This window comes from Streptomyces sp. NPDC051555 (genome assembly GCF_044454405.1).
Taxonomy (GTDB): domain Bacteria; phylum Actinomycetota; class Actinomycetes; order Streptomycetales; family Streptomycetaceae; genus Streptomyces.
Genome location: NZ_JBITDP010000026.1, coordinates 18,968 through 40,712, shown reverse-complemented (window position 1 = coordinate 40,712; position 21,745 = coordinate 18,968). Strand labels below are relative to the sequence as shown.

24 protein-coding genes are annotated in these 21,745 nt (G+C 72.8%); 10 read left to right on the top strand and 14 right to left on the bottom strand.

Going from position 1 to position 21,745, the window contains the following annotated elements; translation table 11 throughout:
* Positions 1-93 precede the first annotated feature (93 nt).
* From ACIBEA_RS35960 to ACIBEA_RS35950, 3 genes are all read left to right on the top strand, one after another.
* Positions 94-1,362, top strand: a complete 1,269-nt coding sequence (locus ACIBEA_RS35960; RefSeq protein WP_399267409.1) for an SAV2148 family HEPN domain-containing protein — start codon at positions 94-96, stop codon at positions 1,360-1,362.
* 90 nt (positions 1,363-1,452) lie between these two features.
* Complete coding sequence (locus tag ACIBEA_RS35955) at positions 1,453-1,806, top strand: VOC family protein (RefSeq protein ID WP_399267408.1); 354 nt, start codon at positions 1,453-1,455, stop codon at positions 1,804-1,806.
* Between the two features lie 110 nt (positions 1,807-1,916).
* A complete protein-coding gene (locus ACIBEA_RS35950) occupies positions 1,917-2,669 on the top strand; it encodes an exonuclease domain-containing protein (protein WP_399267407.1) in 753 nt (250 codons plus the stop codon).
* A 24-nt stretch (positions 2,670-2,693) separates the two neighbouring features.
* Here ACIBEA_RS35950 and ACIBEA_RS35945 read toward each other — a convergent pair whose 3' ends face one another.
* Entirely contained in the window at positions 2,694-3,656 is a 963-nt protein-coding gene (locus ACIBEA_RS35945; RefSeq protein WP_399267406.1) for an endonuclease/exonuclease/phosphatase family protein, read from the bottom strand.
* Positions 3,657-3,721: 65 nt separating this feature from the next.
* On the opposite strand from ACIBEA_RS35945, the gene ACIBEA_RS35940 reads away from it, so the two are divergent.
* On the top strand, positions 3,722-3,991 hold the full coding sequence (locus tag ACIBEA_RS35940) for a hypothetical protein (RefSeq protein ID WP_399267405.1): 270 nt from the start codon (positions 3,722-3,724) through the stop codon (positions 3,989-3,991).
* Between the two features lie 547 nt (positions 3,992-4,538).
* On the opposite strand, the gene ACIBEA_RS35935 is transcribed toward ACIBEA_RS35940, so the two are convergent.
* Complete coding sequence (locus tag ACIBEA_RS35935) at positions 4,539-5,393, bottom strand: phosphotransferase enzyme family protein (protein WP_399267404.1); 855 nt, start codon at positions 5,391-5,393, stop codon at positions 4,539-4,541.
* A gap of 145 nt (positions 5,394-5,538) precedes the next feature.
* Here ACIBEA_RS35935 and ACIBEA_RS35930 point away from each other — a divergent pair, with 145 nt between their 5' ends.
* Genes ACIBEA_RS35930 through ACIBEA_RS35915 form a run of 4 tightly spaced genes read left to right on the top strand, consistent with a single transcriptional unit; the run spans position 5,539 to position 9,340 of the window.
* Positions 5,539-6,492 carry a carbohydrate ABC transporter permease gene (locus ACIBEA_RS35930; RefSeq protein ID WP_399267403.1) on the top strand — a complete coding sequence of 318 codons (954 nt, stop codon included), beginning with the start codon at positions 5,539-5,541 and terminating at the stop codon, positions 6,490-6,492.
* Positions 6,492-7,367, top strand: coding sequence for a carbohydrate ABC transporter permease (locus tag ACIBEA_RS35925; RefSeq protein ID WP_399267402.1), 876 nt, complete (start codon positions 6,492-6,494; stop codon positions 7,365-7,367). The genes ACIBEA_RS35930 and ACIBEA_RS35925 overlap by 1 nt, the downstream gene beginning before the upstream one ends.
* Complete coding sequence (locus ACIBEA_RS35920; protein ID WP_399267401.1) at positions 7,367-8,716, top strand: ABC transporter substrate-binding protein; 1,350 nt, start codon at positions 7,367-7,369, stop codon at positions 8,714-8,716. Before ACIBEA_RS35925 ends, ACIBEA_RS35920 begins: the two co-directional genes overlap by 1 nt.
* A 54-nt stretch (positions 8,717-8,770) precedes the next feature.
* Positions 8,771-9,340, top strand: a complete 570-nt coding sequence (locus tag ACIBEA_RS35915; protein ID WP_399267400.1) for a DUF1697 domain-containing protein — start codon at positions 8,771-8,773, stop codon at positions 9,338-9,340.
* Positions 9,341-9,367: 27 nt separating this feature from the next.
* Here the strand turns inward: ACIBEA_RS35915 and ACIBEA_RS35910 are convergent, their stop codons facing one another.
* Positions 9,368-10,216, bottom strand: a complete 849-nt coding sequence (locus ACIBEA_RS35910) for an aldo/keto reductase (RefSeq protein ID WP_399267399.1) — start codon at positions 10,214-10,216, stop codon at positions 9,368-9,370.
* A 44-nt stretch (positions 10,217-10,260) separates the two neighbouring features.
* Between ACIBEA_RS35910 and ACIBEA_RS35905 the strand changes: the two genes are divergently transcribed.
* Both ACIBEA_RS35905 and ACIBEA_RS35900 read left to right on the top strand, forming a co-directional pair.
* On the top strand, positions 10,261-11,262 hold the full coding sequence (locus tag ACIBEA_RS35905) for a ketopantoate reductase family protein (protein WP_399267398.1): 1,002 nt from the start codon (positions 10,261-10,263) through the stop codon (positions 11,260-11,262).
* A complete protein-coding gene (locus ACIBEA_RS35900; RefSeq protein WP_399267397.1) occupies positions 11,259-11,933 on the top strand; it encodes an HAD family hydrolase in 675 nt (224 codons plus the stop codon). The genes ACIBEA_RS35905 and ACIBEA_RS35900 overlap by 4 nt, the downstream gene beginning before the upstream one ends.
* Here the strand turns inward: ACIBEA_RS35900 and ACIBEA_RS35895 are convergent.
* The 11 genes from ACIBEA_RS35895 to ACIBEA_RS35845 all read right to left on the bottom strand — a co-directional run bounded on the left by ACIBEA_RS35895 (position 11,882) and on the right by ACIBEA_RS35845 (position 21,495).
* The gene (locus ACIBEA_RS35895; protein ID WP_399267396.1) at positions 11,882-12,637 is read right to left on the bottom strand and encodes a sirohydrochlorin chelatase; all 756 of its coding nucleotides are present in this window, start codon (positions 12,635-12,637) and stop codon (positions 11,882-11,884) included. The two genes, ACIBEA_RS35900 and ACIBEA_RS35895, sit on opposite strands and share 52 nt — an antisense overlap.
* Before the next feature lie 7 nt (positions 12,638-12,644).
* A complete protein-coding gene (locus ACIBEA_RS35890) occupies positions 12,645-13,547 on the bottom strand; it encodes an ABC transporter permease (protein ID WP_399267395.1) in 903 nt (300 codons plus the stop codon).
* Positions 13,534-14,334 (bottom strand): ABC transporter ATP-binding protein, encoded by an 801-nt coding sequence (locus ACIBEA_RS35885; RefSeq protein WP_399267394.1) that lies wholly within the window; start codon positions 14,332-14,334, stop codon positions 13,534-13,536. Before ACIBEA_RS35885 ends, ACIBEA_RS35890 begins: the two co-directional genes overlap by 14 nt.
* Positions 14,335-14,381: 47 nt before the next feature.
* Positions 14,382-15,515: an aliphatic sulfonate ABC transporter substrate-binding protein gene (locus ACIBEA_RS35880; protein ID WP_399267393.1), complete on the bottom strand. Its 1,134-nt coding sequence runs from the start codon at positions 15,513-15,515 to the stop codon at positions 14,382-14,384.
* Positions 15,516-15,732: 217 nt separating this feature from the next.
* Positions 15,733-17,079, bottom strand: coding sequence for a sulfate adenylyltransferase subunit 1 (locus ACIBEA_RS35875; RefSeq protein WP_399267392.1), 1,347 nt, complete (start codon positions 17,077-17,079; stop codon positions 15,733-15,735).
* Between the two features lie 2 nt (positions 17,080-17,081).
* The gene (gene cysD / locus ACIBEA_RS35870; RefSeq protein ID WP_399267391.1) at positions 17,082-18,020 is read right to left on the bottom strand and encodes a sulfate adenylyltransferase subunit CysD; all 939 of its coding nucleotides are present in this window, start codon (positions 18,018-18,020) and stop codon (positions 17,082-17,084) included.
* On the bottom strand, positions 18,017-18,562 hold the full coding sequence (cysC, locus tag ACIBEA_RS35865; protein WP_385775888.1) for an adenylyl-sulfate kinase: 546 nt from the start codon (positions 18,560-18,562) through the stop codon (positions 18,017-18,019). The genes cysD and cysC overlap by 4 nt, the downstream gene beginning before the upstream one ends.
* 44 nt (positions 18,563-18,606) lie before the next feature.
* On the bottom strand, positions 18,607-19,317 hold the full coding sequence (locus ACIBEA_RS35860) for a phosphoadenylyl-sulfate reductase (protein ID WP_399267390.1): 711 nt from the start codon (positions 19,315-19,317) through the stop codon (positions 18,607-18,609).
* A complete protein-coding gene (locus tag ACIBEA_RS35855) occupies positions 19,314-19,493 on the bottom strand; it encodes a hypothetical protein (protein WP_351053617.1) in 180 nt (59 codons plus the stop codon). Before ACIBEA_RS35855 ends, ACIBEA_RS35860 begins: the two co-directional genes overlap by 4 nt.
* Positions 19,490-21,193, bottom strand: coding sequence for a nitrite/sulfite reductase (locus tag ACIBEA_RS35850; RefSeq protein WP_399267389.1), 1,704 nt, complete (start codon positions 21,191-21,193; stop codon positions 19,490-19,492). Before ACIBEA_RS35850 ends, ACIBEA_RS35855 begins: the two co-directional genes overlap by 4 nt.
* A gap of 218 nt (positions 21,194-21,411) precedes the next feature.
* Positions 21,412-21,495 carry a putative leader peptide gene (locus tag ACIBEA_RS35845; RefSeq protein WP_399267473.1) on the bottom strand — a complete coding sequence of 28 codons (84 nt, stop codon included), beginning with the start codon at positions 21,493-21,495 and terminating at the stop codon, positions 21,412-21,414.
* Positions 21,496-21,745 lie beyond the last annotated feature (250 nt).

Below are 21,745 nucleotides of genomic sequence, written 5' to 3'. Positions count from 1 at the left end.
TGTAAGGGCCATCCGGCTGCACCGGGCCGCGCGCGCGGGATACCCTTCCTTGATCGTTGGAGGCGGGGGCCAGGAGCGGGAGGCGGTGCGCGGGTGGGCTCGGGAGGTCTGGAGCTTCCCCCTGGTGACAGCGGTCACGAGGGCGGTCCGGCGGACACCCCGGGAGGTGTACCCGGCGCGGTGGCCGGGACGGTCTTCCTGGCGGGTCCGACGGAGACCGGAAGTGCGGGGAGTGCCCGGACCGGGGTGGAGCTGGACTGGGGCGCGGACGCGTGGAGCGAGGTCCGCACCAGGGCCCAACGCGCGGGCCGGGCGTACATCTGGCTCAATCTGATCGAACAGCGGCTGCGGGCCGTGGTCGGGGCGGTGCTCCGGCCGATCTACGAGCCCGTGCACGGCCAGGACGACTGGGTGGTCGCGGCCGCCGGGCCCGCCGGGCAGGAGTGGGTGCAGCGGGCGGTCGCCGTCCGCGAGGTCAGCCGCCGCAAGGGCTACCTGCTGGACTCGGCCGACGACAACGTGCTGAGCTTCCTGACCCTCCCGCAGCTGCGGGAGCTGATGGTCCAGCACTGGCCCTGCTTCGAGCCGTACTTCGACGACCGGCGCGAGATCGAGCAGGCCCTGGACGAGCTGGAGGTCACGCGCAACGTGGTCTCCCGCAACCGCGCCCTGTCGCGCCCGGTGCTCGAACAGGCCGAGCGGGCCTCGGCGCGGCTGCTCGACGTCCTGGGCGGCGGTTCGGGCAGTCCCTCGGCCGACCGGCTGCCGATCGACGCCGTCGAGGACCTGGTCGGCGACCGGTACGCGGACGTCATCTCGGTCCACCCCGACCGGGTGCGGCTCCAGCGCCAGCTCCCGGCCGAGGACCTCTTCGGCGGCGCCCGCCGCCTCGACGCCATCGGGATAGGCCTGAACCTGCTCGTCCAGAACTACTCGGGCCGAAGACTCGTCCGGCTCACCGAGGCGGGCTGCCGGGTGCGGCTGCTGTTCCTCAATCCGGCGAGCAGCGCGGTCAAGCGGCGCGAGCGGGAGCTGGGGCTGCGCAAGGGGGAGTTGAGCCGCTCGGTGGAGATGAACATCCTCCACGTGCGGCGGGTCCGGGCGGGGCTGCGGGACCCCTCCCGCTTCGAGATCCACGTCTTCGACGAGACCCCGCGCTTCACGGCCTACCTGGTGGAGGGCGAGTCCTCGGGCATCGCGGTGGTCCAGTCGTACCTGCGCCGGGCCCGCGGGATGGAGGCGCCGGTCCTGGTGCTGCGCGGGGGTGGCCGGGGGGTGCCGCGCGACGCGGACCACGGGCTCTTCACGACCTACCGGGAGGAATTCGAATCGGTGTGGGAGGACTCCCGGCCGGTGTCGTGAGCGCGGGCGGGGCAGGGTAGGGGAGCGGGCGCGGGTCGGGTCGGGCGCGGGTCGGGGTCCGTCCGGCCGCCGTGCTGGCAGGATGGCGGCATGGAACGTGTGCAAGGCATCGGTGGACACTTCATGCGGGCCGCGGACCCGGCGGCCCTGGGCGCGTGGTACCGCGACTGCCTGGGTCTGGACGCGGACGAGCACGGCCTGTGGCGCCAGGAACCCGGGCCGACGGTCTTCGCGACGTTCGACTCCGGGACCGACTACTTCGGCTCCCGCACCCAGCAGAGCATGATCAACTTCCGGGTCCGTGACCTGGACGCCATGCTCGCGCAGTTGCGCGCGAAGGGGGCGGACGTGGCCGCGCAGACCCAGGAGATGGCGGGCGTCGGCCGCTTCGGCTGGGTCACCGATCCCGAGGGCAACCGCGTGGAACTGTGGCAGCCCGCGTGAGCCGCCCGCCCGTGTGGGTCGCCGCGCCGATCACCCCGGGGGCCGGACTGTCAGTGCCGCGTGACAGGCTGAAAGCCGTTGACCGGATGTGTACGGGGGAGGGGCGCGTGATGGGGGACCGGCACGACAGCTGGATCAGTGGGCCGTTGGTGGCCTTCGATCTGGAGACGACGGGCACCGACGTCGAGACCGACCGCATCGTCACGGCCGCGGTGGTGCGGTTGGAGGAGGACGGCGCCGTCTCGGGTGAGCGGACCTGGCTGCTCGACCCCGGGGTGGAGATACCGGAGCAGGCGTCGGCCATCCACGGCATCTCGACGGAGCACGCCCGCGCGCACGGCGCACCGGCCGCCGCCGCGATCGACGAGATCGCGCGGGCCGTCGCCGAGGGGCTGCGTCGGGGGACGCCCCTGGTGGTGATGAACGCCCGCTACGACCTCTCGCTGTTGGACCGGGAGTGCCGGCGGTACGGGGTGGAGTCGGTGAGCGAGCGGCTCGGCGGGGTGCCCGCGCCCGTCATCGATCCGTTGGTGATCGACAAGCACGTCGACAAGTACCGCAAGGGCAAGCGGGCGCTGCACGCGCTGTGCGCGCACTACGGGGTGCCGCTCCTCGACGCGCACGACGCGCGGGCGGACGCCGTGGCGGCCGCCCGGGTCGTGCGGCGGATGGGGGAGAAGCACCGGCCCGTCGGGGCCATGCCGCTGGCGGACCTGCAAGACCTCCAGGTGCGCGCGGCGGCCGAGCAGTCGGTCTCCCTCCAGGCGTACCTGCGGCGCACCGCGGACCCGACCGCCGTGGTGGAGCCCGCCTGGCCGCTCATCCCCCGCAAGCCCCAGGACGAGGGCGCGCTCAGGCATTAGGGAGTCCGCCGGAGCCCCCCCCGCTCACGCCGTGGGTCTCAGGCCGGTGAGGACGGGACGGTGGTCGCTGCCCAGGTCGGGCAGGACGCGGGTGGTGGTGGCCTCCAGGCCGCGCAGCAGCACGTGGTCGATCCGGACCACGGGGAGGGCAGCCGGCCAGGTGAAGCCGAAGCCCCGCCCCGCCTGGTCCTGCGCCGCGTCGAGGTGCCGGGCGAGGGGCGCCAGGCCCCGGTCGGCCAGGCTGCCGTTGAGGTCGCCGAGCAACAGCACCCGCGGGGCCGGATCCCGCGCCACGCGGTCGGCCAGCGCTGCCGCGGCCGCGTCGCGGGGTCCGACGGTGAAGCCCTCGGTCGCCCGGACCCGTACGGAGGGCAGGCGCACCGCGTACACGGCGGCGTCACCGCCGGGGGCGGCGACGACGGCCCGGATCGCGTGCGGCCAGGGGCCGCCCAGGTCCATGGCCTCGACCTCGCGCAGCGGATGGCGTGACCACAACCCGAGCGTGTTGCGGGTGGTGTGGTGGGGGTAGGCCGCGGCCAGCGCCTTCTCGTAGGCGGGGACGGCCGACACGGGAACCTTCTCCAGGGCGACGAGATCGGCGCCGGTGGCGATCACCTCCCGGGCCACGGCCTCCGGCGTGGTGCGGGTCCCGCCGACGTTGAAGGACAGGGCCTCGAAGGCGCTGGGCCCCGCTCGGGGCGGCGCCGTCAGGGCGGGCACGAAGAGGTGGCACCAGGCCACCAGGGGCACCAGGGCCGCGGCCACCGCCACCTTGGTGCCGCGCGCCGCGGCGCCGAGGAGGAGCGCCGCTATGGCGACGCCGAACCACGGCAGGACCGTCTCGACGAGGCTGCCGAGGTTGCCCGGGCGGTCGGGCAGCAGCCGGGGGAAGAACAGTGCTCCGGCGAGCAGCAGCGCCGGGACGGCGATGCGTGCGGTGCGGCGGGGGCGGCCCCCGCAACGATCCCGCCGTGTGCTGCGGGTCATGGACGATCACTTTCGCTCGGCGGACGCCGGGTCGGATACAGCCCCGGCGCCTCAGGTGGGTGAACATGGCGATGCCCGAACCCGCCACCAGGGCGAGGAAGGCGGGCCGGGCCCAGACGAACGCCGTCTCCGGCTGGTGGAAGTTCGCGGAGCAGATGCCGCCCAGCAGCGTGGGGACCATGAACACCACGAGCCACGACGTCACCCTCCGGGTGACCCTGGTCCCGTCGTGGAGCTCCACCGACTTCCGGTGGAGGAGGACCAATTCCTTCCGGTACCGACGGACTCCCCGGAGGAAGCTGAGCAGCTCCTGCGTCGAGGGGTTTCGACCGTGACCTTCAGCTGGTCTTCAGTAATTTCCCGAATATCCTCAATTTCCTTGTTCAGCCCGCGGATCTCCCTATTGATCTCGCGGAGCAGCTCCATCTTCTGGGCGTGCTCCTCCACGGTTTCCGCCGGCATGAGCGTCCGGTCGTCGTCGTGGTTCTGGTTGTGGCCCTGGTCGGGTTGGGCATGGGAAACTCCCGTCACGGCACGTCCTGGGCGGCACGCGGGGTGTCCGCCCGGCGGACCCCGGACGTGCTTCGGTGGTGAACGTGTGGTGAACGCGATGAAGTGCGCGAGGAATTCGGGTACGCGGAAGCCGTCGATGGCTTTGGACCCATGCGAGAAGACGCAGTTGCGGGGGAAGGTCATTTCCCCCGCGGGACGCTACTGCGGTGCGTCAAGCGGGATCGGTGGCGCATACGCCTCGGGACTACTACCACCAGGCACGCTGATCACCTCCCGCAGATTCGAACGCGGTTCGTCCCGCGCCTCCGCCACCGTAAACGAAAAGCAATGTGAAAACAAAGTCGGTGTAATTGAATATCGGCCGGACGGTCAGAAGGGGTACCAGCGGACCTCGGGATCGCCGTCGCGCAGCGAGGCGACCCGGCGGCGGAATTCCGCCAGCGCCTTCGGGTTGGTCGGGGCGTGTTGGGAGACCCAGGCGCAGCTCGCCGTCTCCCGCGCCCCGCGCAGCAGCGCACAGCCGTCCCAGGCGCGCACGTCCCAGCCGTACGCCGTCACGAAGGCGTCGTAGGACTCCTCGGGCAGGCCGTACCGGTCGCGGGAGAGGGCCATCACCACCAGGTCGTGCTCCCGCAGGTCCAGGGCGAAGGTCTCCAGGTCGACCAGGACCGGTCCGTCCGGGCCCACGTGGACGTTGCGCGGGAGCGCGTCCCCGTGGATCGGCCCCGGGGGCAGGTGCGGGACGAGGGTGGCCGTCTCGGCCGCATAGCCGTCGCGGCGGGCCCGCAGGTAGGCCGCGTCCTGCGGGTCGATCGCGTCACCGGCCAGCCGCAGCCACCGTTCCACCCCGCCCAGCAGGTCCCGGCGGGAGAGGTCGAAGGGCGGTGCGGGCAGGGCGTGCACCCGGCGCAGCAGGGCGGCCAGATCGGCCGGACCGGCCGGCCGCACCGCTTCCGGGAGGCGGTGCCACAGGGTCACCGGGTGGCCGTCCACCAGCCGCGGCGTCGGCTCGGCCGCCCGTACCGCGGCGATCCCGACCCCGGCGAGCCAGCCCGCCACCGCCACCTCGCGCTCCGCCCGGGCCACGAGCGCGGGATCCCGGCGGCCGACCTTCACGACCAGGTCGCCGTCCGCGAACACCGCGTTCTCGCCCAGGGCGAGCAGCTCGGCCTTCCGGCTGAGGCCCGCCGCCGTCAGTAGGTCCCTGGCCCGTGCCTCGTCCATGCCGCTCCGCCGCTCTTCCCGTTCGGTCCGCACCGTCGTGAACGGGCCAAGTCTCGCATCCCGCCGTGCGGTGCCTTGACGTGCCATCAGGGGCTGCGCACGATGGCCGGGCCGGATCGGACGGATCCACCCGGAAGGGGGAGACGTGGCCCCGCCCCCCACCGCGGATCCCACCGCGGCGCCCACCACCCCCACCACCCCCACCCCGTCCCCGCCCGCGCGCTCCCGGGCCCGTGCCGATCACGGGGTCTGGTTCCTCGTCCTGCCCGCCCTCGTCCCGATCCTGCTGCTCAGCGTCGGTCCGCTGCTCTACGGCATCGCGCTCGCCTTCACCGACGCCCAGTCCGGCCGGACCGCCGCCACCCAGTGGGTGGGCGCCCTCAACTTCCAGGACCTGCTGCACGACCGGCTCTTCTGGGAGTCCTTCCGGATCGGGCTGCTCTGGGCGGTCGGGGTCACCGCGCCGCAGTTCCTGCTCTCCCTCGGGCTGGCCCTGCTGCTCGACCAGGACCTGCGCCTGCGCGGGCTCACCCGGGCGCTCGCGATCGTCCCCTGGGCCATGCCCGAAGTGGTCGTCGCCGTCATGTGGCGGCTCGTCTACCACCCCGACGCGGGCGTTCTCAACGAGACCCTCCGCGGGATCGGCCTCGGCGGCGACACCGACTGGCTCGGCGGGCTGGCCACCGCACTGCCCGCCGTCATCGTCGTCGGCATCTGGGCCGGCATGCCGCAGACCACCGTGGTCCTGCTCGCCGGACTCCAGAACACCCCGCACGAACTCCACGAGGCCGCCGCCCTGGACGGCGCCGGGGCCTGGCGCCGCTTCCGCGCCGTCACCTGGCCCGCGCTGCGGCCCGTCGCGCTGTCCGTCACCGCGCTCAACTTCATCTGGAACGTCAATTCCTTCGCGCTGGTGTACGTCCTCACCAACGGCGGGCCCGGTGGCCGGACCCGGCTGCCCATGCTCTTCGCCTACGAGGAGGCCTTCCGCTACGGCCAGTTCGGCTACGCCGCCGCCATGGGCTGCGTCATGGTCGCCGTGGTCTCGGTCCTGCTCGCCCTCCACCTCGCCGGCCGCCTGAAGGGAGGCGATGCGTGATGGCCGTGCGCCCGCGCCGCTCCGTGCGTCCACGCGGCTCCGTACGCTCGCGCCGCTCCGTGCGCACCGCCCAGTACCTGGCGCTCGCCGCCTACCTCGGCTTCCTCGGCTTCCCCTTCCTCTGGCTGCTCTCCACCGCCTTCAAACCGGCGCGCGAACTGGGCAGCCTGCACCCCACCTGGATCCCGCACGACCCCACCCTGGACAACTTCCGCCGGGCCTTCGACGAGCAGCCGCTGCTCCGGGCCGGCCTCAACAGCCTGACCGCCGCGCTCTGCGCCGCCGTGATCGCCGTCGCCCTCGCCACCCCCGCGGCCTTCGTCCTCGCCCGGCGCCGGGGCCGGCTCGCCGCGGCCACCACCGGGTGGGTGGTGGTCAGCCAGGCCTTCCCCTTCGTCCTCGTGATCATTCCGCTGTTCCTGGTGCTCAAGGAGCTGCGGATGATCAACTCGGTCCCGGGGCTGGTCCTCGTCTACGTCGTCTGGTCGCTGCCCTTCGCGCTGTGGATGCTGGTCGGCTACGTCCGCGCGGTGCCCGCCGAGCTGGAGGAGGCCGCGGCGGTGGACGGCGCCGGACGGCTGCGCACCCTCGTCTCCGTCGTCGCCCCGCTGCTGGCCCCCGGGATCGTCGCGACCGGGCTCTTCGCCTTCGTCACCGCCTGGAACGAGTTCTTCTTCGCCCTCGTGCTCCTCAAGAGCCCGCGGCAGCAGACCCTGCCGGTCGTCCTCACCCACTTCCTCGGCGCCGAAGGGGCCGCCGACCTCGGGCCGCTCGCCGCCGCGGCCTGCCTCGCCACGCTGCCCTCGCTGCTGGTCTTCTCGCTGATCCAGCGCCGGATCACCGGCGGCATGCTGGCCGGGTCGGTGAAGGGCTGATGCCCCGCCGCCGCGGCCCCCGCCGCTCAGGCCCCCGTCGCTCCGCTCCCCGTACGGCGGCCGTCGCGGCCCTCGTGCTCGCCCTGCTGGCCGCCCTGCTGGGCGGCTGCTCGGGCGGCGCCGGCGGCGGCGCGGGCGACGGCCGGATCAGGCTCCGCTTCCAGTCGCTGGCCTGGCAGAAGGAGTCCGTGGCCGCCAACAAGGAACTCGTGGCGCAATGGAACGCCGCCCACCCCGAGGTCCAGGTCCAGTACGTCCAGGGGAGCTGGAGCAGCGTCCACGACCAGCTGCTGACCTCCTTCGAGGGCGGGGAGGCGCCCGACGTCATCCACGACGCCTCCGACGACCTCGCCGACTTCGCGTACGCCGGCTACCTCGCCGACCTGCGCCCCCTGCTCTCCGACCGGCTGAAGGAGGACATCCCGGACCGGAGCTGGCAGAGCGTCACCATCGGCACCGGGATCTACGGCGTGCCCTTCCTCCAGGAGCCCCGGGTGCTGATCGCCAACACCGCGCTGCTGCACGCCTCGGGGGTCCGGATCCCGACTCCCGAAGCCCCCTGGAGCTGGGCGGAGTTCCGAGCCGCCGCCGCACGGCTCACCGCCGACGGGCGCTACGGCGTGGCCTGGCCGCTGAAGGACCCCGTCTCGGCCACCCTCAACCTGGGCGTCTCGGCCGGCGGCCGGCTCTTCACCCGGGAACCGGACGGCCCCGCGGGGAAGGCCGTGCTCCGCTGGGGAGCGGGCGACGCGGTGGTCCCGCAGACCATCCACGACCAGGTCGACACCGACCACAGCGCCTCCCGGGCCACCCTGGGCATGGGCGGCTCGGACACCCTGCCCGGCTTCTTCGCCGGGAAGCACGCCATGGTGCCGCTCGGCTTCTCCTACCGTCAGCAGATCGTCAGCCAGGCCCCGCCCGGCTTCGCCTGGCAGGTGCTGCCCGCGCCCGCCGGAGCCGACGGACCGGTGCAGGGGGTCAGCCCGCAGACCCTGTCGATCGCGCGGGACAGCCCGTACAAGAAGGAGGCCGCGGCCTTCATCGACTTCCTGCTGCGCCCGGCGGGCATGGTCCGCCTCGCGTGCGGCGACTGGATGCTGCCCACCGGTGCGAGAGCCCTGGCCGACCCCGCGCTGCGCACCCCCGAGTGGGGCTGGGCGACCGGCGCGGCCCTGGCGGCCGGGCTGCGCCCGGCACCGGCCCAGTCGGTGCGGGGCTACCCGGAATGGAAGGACAAGGTGGCGACCCCGGCCCTCCAGGAGTACTACAGCGGCGCCATCGACCTCGCCGCGCTGGAGCGCCGCCTGGTGGGGGACGGGAACCGGGTGCTGGCCCGCTACCAACGGTAGGGCCTACGAGCGTACGCACCCCGCGCTGTCGGTGCCCGCCCCTATCGTTCGGGGATGAGCACACGGACGTACGCCGCCCTGCTGCGCGGCATCAATGTCGGCGGGCACAAGAAGGTCCCGATGGCCGAGCTGCGCCAGGTGCTGGCGGAGCTCGGCCACACCGGTGTCCGGACCTACCTGCAGAGCGGCAATGCCGTCTTCACCACCGCGCGGACCGGCCCCGACTCCGGGGTCGACGCGCTCGCCCGGGAGCTGGAGGCGGCCATCGAGGAGCACTTCGGCTTCCGCGTCCCCTGCCTCCTCGTCGACGGGGAGCACCTGCGGGCCGTCGCCGCCGCCTGCCCCTTCCCGGCGGCCACGCTGGAGGGCAAGCAGCTGCACGTCACCTTCCTGTCCGAGCGGCCCGCCGCGGACCGCTTCGAGGCGCTCGACGCGGACGCCTTCCTCCCCGAGGAGTTCCGGCTCGGCGACCGGGTGGTCTACCTCTACGCCCCCGAGGGCCTCGGCCGCTCCAAGCTGGCCGAGGCGCTGGCCCGGCCGGCGGTGGTCAAGGGCCTGGACGTCACCACCCGCAACTGGAACACGGTCGCCAAGCTCGTCGAACTGACCGCGGACCCGGCCTGATCCGGTGGACGTCCCCGGACCGTCGGCCTACGGCGCGAGCGCGTCCAGCAGCGCCAGCTCCGCCGGGGACAGCGCGATCGAGGCCGCGTCCAGGTTCTCCGCCAGGTGTACGGGCGAGCCCGTGCCCGGCGTCGGGCACAGCACCGGCGAGTGGTGCAGCAGCCAGGCCAGGGCGATCTGCCCCGGCCCGGCCCCGTGCGCGGCGGCCACCGCGGCCAGCGCCGCCGACCCGTCGCGGGTCAGCGCGCCGCTGCCGAGCGGGTAGTAGGGCAGGAAGGCGATCCCCTCGGCCTCGCACAGCGCGAGCACCGGCGCGGCCGAACGGTCCATCAGGTGGAAGGCGTTCTGGACGGAGGCCACCGCCTCCGTCTCCAGGGCCTGCGCCAACTGGTCGGCGCCCACGCTGTCGAGGCCGATGTGCCGGATCTTGCCCTCCGCGCGCAACTGCCCCAGCACGCCCAGCTGTTCCGCCTCCGGCAGGGCCGGGTCGAAGCGGTGCAACTGGTACAGGTCGATCCGGTCCACCCGCAGCCGCCGCAGGCTCGCCTCGCACGCCGCCCGCAGCTGTTCCGGGCGGCCCGCCACGTGCCACTCGTCGGGGCCGGTGCGCACCACCCCGCCCTTGGTCGCGATCACCAGGCCGTCCGCGTACGGGTACAGGGCCTCCGCGATCAGCTCCTCGGCCAGATCGGGGCCGTAGTTGTCGGCGGTGTCGATGAGGGCGACCCCGCGCTCCACCGCCGTGCGCAGCACTGCCCGCGCCTGCTCCCGGTCCCCGCGCGGCCCCCAGTACCCGGGACCGACGAGGCCCCCCGTCCCGAAGCCGAGCCGACGCACCGACAGGTCCCCGCCCAGACCGAACACCGTGTCCACCATGCCCTGACGGTAACGCAGGCCGGGCGGTGTGCCAGGCTCGTCCCATGCGTTACATCATCATCGGCGCGGGCGCGATCGGCGCCACCATCGGCGGACGGCTGGCGGAGGCCGGCGGCGAGGTCGTCCTCGTCGCCCGCGGCCCGCACGCGGACGCCCTCCGGACGGACGGCCTGCGGCTCACCACCGCCGACGGCCCCCGCACCCACCGGCTGCCGGTGGTCACCGGACCGCAGGAGCTCGGCGAGCTGCGCCCCGACGACGTCCTGCTGCTGGCCGTCAAGACCCAGGACGCCCTCGCCGCGCTCGACGCGTGGGGCGACGCGGAGGTCGCCGGCGGCGGCACCGCGGCCCAGCGCCTCGCGCTGGTCTGCGCGCAGAACGGCGTGGAGGGCGAGCGCCTCGCGCTGCGCCGCTTCGACCGGGTCTACGGCCTGTGCGTGTGGCTGCCCGCCAGCTTCCTGGAACCGGGCGCGGTCTCGGCCCTGGGCAGCCCGCACACCGGGATCCTGCAGCTCGGTCGGGCCGCGGGCGGCGCGGACGCGCGGGCCCGGCGGATCGGCGCCGACCTGGCGGCCGCCGGTTTCGAGACGGTGGTCACCGAGGACGTGATGCGCTGGAAGTACGCGAAGCTGCTGGGCAACCTCGGCAACGCGATCCAGGCCACCACCGGCCCCGAACCGGACCCCGCCAAGGGCGCCCTGCTGCTGCGGGCGATCCGCGAGGCCAAGGCCGCCTTCGCCGCGGCCGGGATCGCCCACGCCTCGGAGGCCGAGGAGTCGGCGGCGCGCGACGGCAAGGCCGTGCAGCCGCCCGGGGTGCGCGGCGGCTCGTCCTGGCAGAGCCTGGCCCGCGGTACGGGCAGCATCGAGGCGGACTACCTCAACGGGGAGGTCTCCCTGCTGGGGCGGCTGCACGCGGTCCCGACCCCCGTCAACGACGTGCTGCGGCGCGCGGCCAACATCTTCGCCCGCGAGGGCCTGCCCCCGGGTTCCATGACCATCGGGGACCTCACCGCGCTGGCCGACGAGGCCGAGGCCCGCGGGTGAGCCGGTACGTCCTGTTCGACGTCGACGGCACGCTGATCGACGCGATCGACAACCAGCGGCGCGTCTGGGCCACCTGGGCCGAGCACCACGGACTGGACCCGGCCGAGACCTACCGGGTCGCGCTGCGCACCCGCCCGACGGAGACCTTCGCGGAGCTCGCGCCGGACCGGGACCCGGCGGCCTGCCTGGCCCTGCTGCACGCGCTGGAGGACGAGGACGTACGGACCGGGACCTACGGCGCCTTCGAGGGCGCGGCGCAGCTGTTGGGCGCGCTGGCGCCGGGCTCCTGGGCGCTGGTCACCTCGAACTACGCGCACCGGGTGCGCGGCCGCTTCGAGCGCACCGGGCTCCCCGTGCCCGAGGTCCTGGTGGACGCCGCCGCGGTGGCCGAGGGCAAGCCCTCGCCGGTCCCCTACCTGCGGGCCGCGGAGCTCCTGGGGGCGGACCCCCGGGACTGCCTGGTCATCGAGGACGCCCCCACGGGCGTGCGCGCGGGCCTGGCCGCCGGGATGACCGTGTGGGGGGTCAACGCGCCGGTCGCGGTGGAGGGCGTGCACCGGCACTTCGCCCGCCTCGCGGACGCTGCCCCGGAGGTCCTCGCCTTCGTGCGCGGCGCGGCTCAGGCCGACAGCGCGGGGAGCAGGGCCGCAGCGGGGGCCGCCGCGTCGTAGCGGCGCAGCAGCAACCGGGCCACCTCGGGGGCGGCGCCGAGCACCTCGGCCACCAGGTCGGCCCCGGCGGCCGCGGCGCCCGCCGCGATCCGGTCCGGGAGCCGCCCGGGGGCCAGGACGTACGGGGCCACCACCACCCGACGGGCACCGTCGGCGCGCAGCGCCCGTACGGCGTCCTCGGTGCGGGGCAATGCCGCGGAGGCGAACGCGGGCCGCACGGCGCACCAACCGGTGTGCCGCCACTCCCGCGCGATTTCAGCGATCACCGCGATCGCCTCCGGGTCTGAGGAACCGGCGGACGCGAGCACCACGCCGGTGGTCGAACGGTCGGCCGGACGCAGGCCGGCCTCCGCCAGCCGGCGCTCCAGGGCGCCGGTCAGCAGGGGAGAGGGGCCGAGCACATCGGCCACCCGCAGGGACAGTCCGGGCAGCGCGGCCCGGGAGCGCTCCAGCACCGCGGGGACGTCCGCCTTCGCGTGGAAGGCGCGGGTCAGCAGCAGCGGGAGGGCGACGACGTCCCGCACGCCGTCCGCGTACAGGGCCGAGAGGACCTGGGCCGCGGTCGGGGCGTTGAAGTCGAGGAACGCCGTCTCCACCCGCAGCCCCGGCCGCAGCGCCCGCACCCGCCCGGTGAGGGCGTGCACGGTCGCCGCGTGCCGCGGATCGCGGCTGCCGTGGGCGATGACCAGCAGAACGGGACGCACGGCGCTGTCAGCTCTTGACCAGCAGACCGCGGGTGCGCAGCACCCAGCGCTCCAGCGGGCTGAAGATGATCAGGTCGATCGCGATGCCCACCAGCAGGATCAGGATGATCGCGAGGAACACCCCGGGCATGTCGATGTTGTTGCGGCCGTTCTCCAGCAACTGGCCGAGGCCCAGGCCCAGGTCGGGCGAGGAGGCGATGATCTCGGCGGCCATCAGCGAGCGCCAGGAGAAGGCCCAGCCCTGCTTGAGACCGGCGAGGTAGCCGGGCAGCGCGGCCGGCATGACCACGTGCCAGGTGCCCTTGAGGCCCGTGGCACCCAGCGTGCGCCCGGCCCGCAGGAACAGCGGCGGGATCTGGTCGTGGCCCGCGACGAGGCCGTTGGCGATCGAGGGGACCGCGCCGAGCAGGATCACCGCGAACATCATCGAGTCGTTCAGGCCGAGCCAGATGACCGCGGGCGGCACCCAGGCCACCGACGGCAGGGACTGCAGCCCCTGGAGGATCGGGCCGATCGCGGCGCGCACGAACTTCACCCGGGCGACCAGCAGGCCGAGCGGGGTGCCGATGGCCAGGGCCAGCAGGAAGCCGAGCAGGCCGCGGGAGACGCTGGTCCAGATGACCTCCAGCAGGGTCCCCTTGAGCCACATGGCGGTCAAGCCGTCCCACACCGCGGACGGCGAGGGCAGCTTGGTCGCGTCCGTGACGTGCGTGGAGACCAGCACCTGCCACACGGCGAGGACCAGACCGACGGCGATGACCGGCGGCAGGACCTTCTTGACGAGCACCTCGCGGACCGGGGTGCGGTGGGTCTGGACCGCGTCGAGCGCGTCCAGGCCGGCCTCCAGGCCGGCCAGGTCGTCGCTGGTCGCCTTGGCCGGGGCCGGTTCGGTGATGTCAGTGCTGGCCATGGCGGCGGATCTCCCCACGCAGGTGTTCAGTGATCTCGACGGACAGTTCCGCCACGTCCGGGTCCTCGATGCGGCGCGGCTGCGGAATGCCGACGGTCCATTCCTTGGCGACCCGGCCGGGCCGCGAGGAGAGCAGGACCACGCGCTGCGCGAGCCGGACCGCCTCGCGGACGTTGTGCGTCACGAAGAGGACGGAGAGGTTGGTCTCGGCCCAGATGCGGGTCAGTTCGTTGTGCAGCACGTCGCGGGTGATGGCGTCCAGCGCCGCGAACGGCTCGTCCATCAGCAGCAGGCGGCTGTCCTGGGCGAGCGCCCGGGCGAGCGCCACGCGCTGGCGCATGCCGCCCGACAGCTCGTGGACGCGCTTGCCGTAGGAACCGCCGAGGCGGACCAGCTCCAGCAGCCGCTCCGCCTCCGGACGGCGTTCGGCCTTGGGCACCCCGCGCAGCCGCAGGGCGAGTTCGATGTTCTTGCCCGCGGTGAGCCACGGGAAGAGGGCGTGCTCCTGGAACATCAGGGCGGGCCGCCCGCCGGGGGTCTCGATCGACCCCGCGGACGGGGCGTCCAGCCCCGCGACCAGGTTGAGCAGGGTGGACTTGCCGCACCCCGACGCCCCCAGGATGGTGACGAACTCGCCGGGTGCGACATCGAGGTTGATGTCGTCCAGCACGAGCTGCGAACCGGCCGGGCCGGAGAAGGACTTCGAGACGTGCTCGATCCGTGCGGCGTGCGTCGTCGACGCCGTCGCTGCGGTGCCCTCGGCAGCCTTGGCGAGCGTGGTGGCCATGGTCGTCACCTCCTGGGGATCAACTGCGCTGACGGATTACTGACGGATTACTTGGCGCCGAGACCGGCGTCGGCGACCTCGGGCTTGCCCGCGGCCTTGAGGACCTTGTTCAGGAGCGACAGGTCGTAGATGCCGGCGAGGTCGGGCTGCTCGATGAGCTTGGCCTTGACCGCCCAGTCGGACTCCGTCTTCAGCGTGCTGGCCAGCGGGTCGTCGGTGACCAGGATGCTCGGCCACGCCGGGTCGATGACCTTGGCGTCCAGTTCCTTGCCGCTCAGGGTCTTCAGCGCGGCGTTCGCGGACGCCTTCGCCTTGTCCTGGTTGGCGTTGATCCACTCGTTCGTCTTGACGGTGCCGCGCAGCACGGCCTCGACGACGTCCGCGTGCTCCTTGAGGAACTTCTGCGACACGATGATGTTCGTGATCACGAACTTCTTGTCGGGCCACAGGCTGGTCTCGTCCAGGAGGACGGAGCCGCCGTCGGAGACGAGCTTGGAGGCCGTCGGCTCCGGCACCCAGGCGCCGTCGATCGAGCCCTGCTTGAAGGCGTCCGGGGTGACCTTGTTGTCCGTGCGGACGACGGAGACGTCACCCTTGCCGGACTCCGGGTCGACCTTCCAGCCCTTCTCGGAGATCCAGTTGAGGAAGGCGACGTCCTGCGTGTTCCCCTTCTGCGGGGTGGCGATCTTCTTGCCCTTGAGGTCGTCCAGGGTCTTGATCTTGTCCGGGTTCACGACCAGCTTGACGCCGCCGGAGGCGGAGCCGGAGATGATCCGCAGGTTCGAGCCCTTGGACTTCACGTAGCCGTTGATCGACGGGGAGGGGCCGATGAAGCCGATGTCGAGAGAGCCACCGTTGAGGGCTTCGATCTCGGACGGGCCGGCGTTGAAGGTCTGCGGTTTGATCGTGGTGGCGCCGAGCTCCTTGGCGATCAGCCCTTCCTGGATGCCGACGAGCGCCGTGGCGTGCGTCAGGTTCGGGAAGTAGCCGATGCGGACCTCGGAGGCCGAGAGCTTCTTCGCGTCGGCCGGGGCCGCGCTCGCCTTGGTGTCTGCGGGCTCGTCCTTCGCGGCCTCGGAGCCGTAGCCGCAGGAGGCGAGGGCCCCGATCAGCAGGGGCAGGGCGGCGGCGGCGACGACGCCGCGGCGGACGGTCTTACGGGTGGTACCGGTGGCAGGCACGGGAGGTGTTCCTCTCGTCGCGTCGTGGTCTCACGACGCGCGTCTTCGTTTGCGGAGCAAGGGCGGGTACAGCTCGTGGGGGGTGTGGGCGCGCATGCGGTGCGCGTACGTCATCGCGCACATCGCGCCACCCCTCCCTGGCCGCTGCCGAGGGCGCCGCTGCCCACGCGGCCGCCCTCCTTCGCGAAGGTCGAGTAGATGTCGGTCTTCGTCATGCTCAGAAGTCCCACCCTTCTTCATCCGTGGGAGCCTGGTCGGCGGTCTCGGGCCGGGAGGCGAAGGCCGCCCCCGCCATGCCCGCCGCCAGGGTGGTTCCGTCGGCCGGGTCGATCAGCAGGAAGGACCCGGTACGGCGCGAGTCGGCGTAGGCGTCGAGCGCGAGCGGCTCGGCGGTGCGCACGACCACGCGGCCGATGTCGTTGGTCACCAGCTGCCCGGGCTCCGGGTGCTGGGACAGGTCGTCCAGGGTCAGCCGCGAGGGGATCTCCTTGACGATCGCCTTGACCGTGCGCGTGGTGTGCTTGAGCAGCACCCGGGCGCCCACGGCCAGCGGCTGGTCGGCCACGTGGCAGACCGTCGCCTCGACGTCCTGCGTCGGGGCCGGGGCGCTCGCGCTCGGCGCGATCAGGTCGCCGCGCGAGATGTCGATGTCGTCCGCGAGCCGCAGGGTCACCGACTGCGGGGCCCACGCGATGTCGACGCTCTCGCCGAGCGCGTCGATCCCCTCGATGGTGCTCGTACGGCCCGACGGCAGGACGGTGACGGCCTCGCCGACGCGCAGCACGCCGGAGGCGATCTGGCCCGCGTAGCCGCGGTAGTCGGGGTGCTCGGCGCTCTGCGGGCGGATCACGTACTGCACCGGGAAGCGGGCCGGGCAGGCGGTGAGGTCGTGGCTGACCGGGACCGTCTCCAGGTGCTCCAGCACCGTCGGGCCGCCGTACCAGTCCATGTTCGCGGAGGGCTCCACGACGTTGTCCCCGGCCAGCGCGGAGATCGGGATCGCGGTGATCTCCGGGACGCCCAGGTCCGAGGCGTAGGCGGTGAACTCCTCGGCGATCGCCGCGAAGACCTTCTCCTCGTAGCCCACCAGGTCCATCTTGTTGACGGCCAGGACCACGTGCGGCACCCGCAGCAGGGCGGCGACGGCCGCGTGCCGGCGGGTCTGCTCGATCACGCCGTTGCGGGCGTCGACCAGCACCACTGCCAGGTCGGCCGTGGAGGCGCCGGTGACCATGTTCCGGGTGTACTGCACGTGCCCGGGGGTGTCGGCGAGGATGAACCGGCGGCGCGCGGTGGCGAAGTACCGGTACGCGACGTCGATGGTGATGCCCTGCTCGCGCTCGGCCCGCAGGCCGTCGGTGAGCAGCGCGAGGTCGGGGGTGTCCTGGCCGCGCTGGGCGGAGACCGCTTCGACGGCCTCCAGCTGGTCGGTCAGGATCGACTTGGAGTCGTGCAGCAGGCGGCCGACCAGGGTGGACTTGCCGTCGTCGACGGATCCGGCGGTCGCGAAGCGCAGCAGGGTGGTGGTCGACAGGTCGGCCAGCGGTTCGGTGGTGGCGGTCATCTCTAGAAGTACCCTTCGCGCTTGCGGTCTTCCATCGCGGCCTCGGACATCTTGTCGTCGGCGCGGGTGGCACCCCGCTCGGTGAGCCGGGAGGCGGCGATCTCGGCGATCACGGCGTCCAGCGTGGTGGCGTCGGAGTCGACGGCGCCGGTGCAGGACATGTCACCGACGGTGCGGTAGCGGATCAGCCGCGTCTCGGGCTCCTCGCCCTCCTTCGGGCCGCCCCACTCGCCCGCGGTCAGCCACATGCCGTGCCGCTTGAACACCTCGCGCTCGTGGGCGAAGTAGATGCCCGGCAGCTCGATGCCCTCGCGGGCGATGTACTGCCACACGTCCAGCTCGGTCCAGTTGGAGAGCGGGAAGACGCGCACGTGCTCGCCGGGCGCGTGGCGACCGTTGTAGAGGTTCCACAGCTCGGGGCGCTGGCGGCGCGGATCCCACTGGGAGAACTCGTCGCGGAGGCTGAACACCCGCTCCTTGGCGCGGGCCTTCTCCTCGTCGCGGCGACCGCCGCCGAAGACCGCGTCGAAGCGCAGCTGCTGGATCGCCTCGGTGAGCGGGAGGGTCTGCAGCGGGTTGCGGGTGCCGTCGGGGCGCTCGCGCAGCTTCCCCGCGTCGATGTAGTCCTGTACGGACGCCACGTGCAGGCGCAGTCCGTGCTCGGCCACCGTGCGGTCGCGGTACTCCAGCACCTCGGGGAAGTTGTGACCCGTGTCGACGTGCAGCAGGGTGAAGGGCACCGGCGCGGGCGCGAACGCCTTGAGCGCCAGGTGCAGCATGACGATGGAGTCCTTGCCGCCGGAGAAGAGGACCACCGGCTTCTCGAACTCGCCCGCCACCTCGCGGAAGATGTGCACCGCCTCGGATTCGAGGGCGTCCAGGTGGGACAGCGCGTAGGGCGCGTCGGCCTCGGTGTGGACGTGGGCGACCTTGGTGGTCATGCCAGACCCCTCTCGTTGAGCAGCGCGAACAGGGCCGCCGCGGACTCCTGCACCGACTGGGTGTGCGACTCGATCCGCAGGTCCGGGGCCGCGGGGGCCTCGTACGGGTCGTCCACACCGGTCAGGCCGGAGATCTCGCCCGCCGCCTGCTTGGCGTACAGGCCCTTCACGTCGCGCTCCGAGCAGACCTCGACCGGAGTGGCCACGTGGACCTCCAGGTAGGTCGTTCCCTCGGCGGCGTGCCGCTTGCGGACGGCCTCGCGGCTGTCCTCGAACGGGGCGATGACCGGGACCAGGGCCTTCACACCGTTGCTCGCGAGCAGTTCGGCGACGAAGCCGATCCGCTGCACGTTGGTGTGCCGGTCCTCGCGGGTGAAGCCCAGCCCGGCGGAGAGGAACTCACGGATCTCGTCCCCGTCGAGCACCTCCACCCGGTGGCCCTCGCCGCGCAGCCGCTCGGCCAGCGCGTACGCGATGGTCGTCTTGCCCGCGCTCGGCAGCCCGGTAAGCCACACGGTGGCGCCCTGGTCGCTCACGCTCATCTGTTCGTTCTCCGTCGGTTCCGTACGGTTCGTGGACTGGGTCATCAGCCGTGCAGCCCGCATTCGGTCTTGCCGAGCCCGGCCCAGCGGCCGGACCGGGCGTCCTCGCCCTCCGCCACCCGTCGGGTGCACGGCGCGCAGCCCACGGAGGCGTAGCCGTCCATCAGCAGCGGATTGGTCAGGACCCCGTGTTCGGCGACGTACGCCTCCACGTCCTCCTGGGTCCAGCGGGCGATGGGGGAGACCTTGACCTTCCGCCGCTTCTCGTCCCAGCCGACCACCGGGGTGTTCGCCCGGGTCGGGGACTCGTCGCGGCGCAGCCCGGTCGCCCACGCGTCGTACGCCGTCAGGCCCTCTTCCAGCGGCTTGACCTTGCGCAGCGCGCAGCACAGGTCCGGGTCCCGGTCGTGCAGCTTCGGGCCGTACTCGGCGTCCTGTTCGGCGACGCTCCGGCGCGGGGTGAGCGTGATGACCTTGACGTCCATCACGGCCTCGACCGCGTCGCGGGTACCGATGGTCTCCTCGAAGTGGTAGCCGGTGTCGAGGAAGACCACGTCCACGCCGGGGCGCACCCGGGAGGCGAGGTGGGCGACCACCGCGTCCTCCATCGAGGAGGTCACGGCGAACTTCGAACCGAAGGTGTCGACCGCCCAGCGCAGGATGTCCAGCGCGGAGGCGTCCTCCAGGTCGCGGCCCGCCCGCTCGGCCAGCTCCTTGAGGTCGCCGCTCGTCCGACTATCCTGAATCGTCGTCATATCTCTTCCCCTCCAGCGGTGTTGGACCGAAGTCCGCGGGCCAGCAGCCCGAGGTACTTCAGCTGGAAGGCTCGATTGCAGGACCTGCATTCCCAGGCGCCGTGACCCTGTTCGTTGGGGAACAGGTCCTCGTCGCCGCAGTACGGGCAGTGGAAGGGCGCGGCGCGCTCGCTCATGCCAGGCTCTTCTCGTCGGCGCGCGCGACCCAGGCGGCGAAGCGCTCGCCGTCCTCGCGCTGCTCCTCGAAGCGCGTGACGACCCGCTCGACGTAGTCGGGCAGACCGTCCGCGGTGACCTTGAGGCCGCGGACCTTGCGGCCGAAGCCGGCCTCCAGGCCCAGGGCGCCGCCGAGGTGCACCTGGTAGCCCTCGACCTGGTTGCCGTCGTCGTCCAGGACCAGCTGGCCCTTGAGACCGATGTCCGCCACCTGGATGCGGGCGCAGGCGTTGGGGCAGCCGTTGATGTTGATGGTGAGCGGCTCGGCGAAGTCCGGCAGGCGGCGCTCCAGCTCGTCGATCAGCGAGGCGCCGCGCGCCTTCGTCTCGACGATGGCCAGCTTGCAGAACTCGATGCCGGTGCAGGCCATCGTGCCGCGGCGGAAGGGGGACGGCTTGACCCGCAGGTCCAGTGCCTCCAGGGCGGCGACGAGGGAGTCCACCTGGTCCGCCTCGATGTCGAGCACGACCATCTTCTGCTCGGCGGTGGTGCGCAGCCGGCCCGAACCGTGCCGCTCGGCCACGTCCGCGATCTTGGTGAGGGTGGCGCCGTCCACGCGGCCGACCCGGGGGGCGAAGCCGACGTAGAAGCGGCCGTCCTGCTGCTGGTGCACGCCGACGTGGTCGCGCCACTGGCCGGTGGGCTGCGCGGGGGCGGGACCGTCCGTCAGCTTGCGCTTCAGGTACTCGTCCTCCAGGACCTGGCGGAACTTGACCGGGCCCCAGTCGGCGACGAGGAACTTCAGGCGGGCGCGGTTGCGCAGCCGGCGGTAGCCGTAGTCGCGGAAGATCGAGATGACGCCCTCGTAGACGTCCGGGACCTCGTCCAGCGAGACCCAGGTGCCCAGGCGGACACCGAGCTTGGGGTTGGTGGAGAGCCCGCCGCCGACCCAGACGTCGAAGCCGGGGCCGTGCTCCGGGTGGTTCACGCCGACGAAGGCGATGTCGTTGATCTCGTGCGCCACGTCGAGCAGCGGCGAGCCGGAGACGGCCGACTTGAACTTGCGGGGCAGGTTGGAGAAGTCCTTGTTGCCCACGATCCGGCGGTAGATCTCGTCGATGGCTGGCGTGCCGTCGATGATCTCGTCCTTGGCGATGCCGGCGACCGGGGAGCCGAGGATGACGCGGGGGCAGTCGCCGCAGGCCTCGGTGGTGGAGAGACCGACCGCCTCCAGGCGCCGCCAGATCTCCGGGACGTCCTCGATACGGATCCAGTGGTACTGCACGTTCTGCCGGTCGGTGAGGTCGGCGGTGCCCCGGGCGAACTCCTGCGAGATCTCGCCGATCACGCGCAGCTGCTCGGTGGTGAGGCGGCCGCCGTCGATGCGGACGCGCAGCATGAAGTACTCGTCGTCCAGCTCCTCCGGCTCCAGGATCGCGGTCTTGCCGCCGTCGATCCCGGGCTTGCGCTGGGTGTAGAGGCCCCACCAGCGCATCCGGCCGCGCAGGTCGTTGGGGTCGATCGAGTCGAAGCCCCGCTTGGAGTAGATCGTCTCGATGCGTGTCCGCACGTTGAGACCGTCGTCGTCCTTCTTGAACTGCTCGTTGCCGTTGAGGGGCGTGTGGTGGCCGACGGCCCACTGGCCCTCACCGCGGTGGCGGCCGGGCTTGCGGCGCGCGGCTGCGGGGGCGGCTGCGGGCGTTTCTGGGGTGGCGGCCATGGCGGTACGTCCTTCTGTGGCGGCTCGAAGCCAGGGGGCAGGCGGAGCGACGGTGCCCACGGCTTCGACCTGCGGTGATGCGCGGCAGTGCGCTGACAGGTGTGGCGGATCGCGCCCCCTTCGCCGGTGGGCGGGGGGCGTTCTTCGGCCTGCGGGGGCTTACGGAATCGACGCGTCCGCGGGGCGGCGGCGACGAGGTGCGGCGGTGGCTGGTTCCGTCAGCGCGCCGGACAGATGGCGCTGGACATGCGGCCGAGGTCGACGTGCCGCCGACTCACCAAGGCAATTCCAGCTCCAGTCATGGCGGAAGCGTGTCATGGGCCGATTGGAGGAGTCCACTACTGTCCACCATTCGGACGAAAGCGTCCCGCATCCTGGGATCGTGTGGCCCGAGTCACCTCCTGAGCCTCCCGTGACCACCCCCTACCCCCCGTTTCCAGCCGCCCCGGCAGGGGCGGCCGATCCAGCCACGCGCGCGGGGTAGGGGGGCCCGCGTGGGGGTGCGGGGCCGGGGGGGGGGGCCGGGTGGGTGGGGGCGGGGCGGGGGCCGTG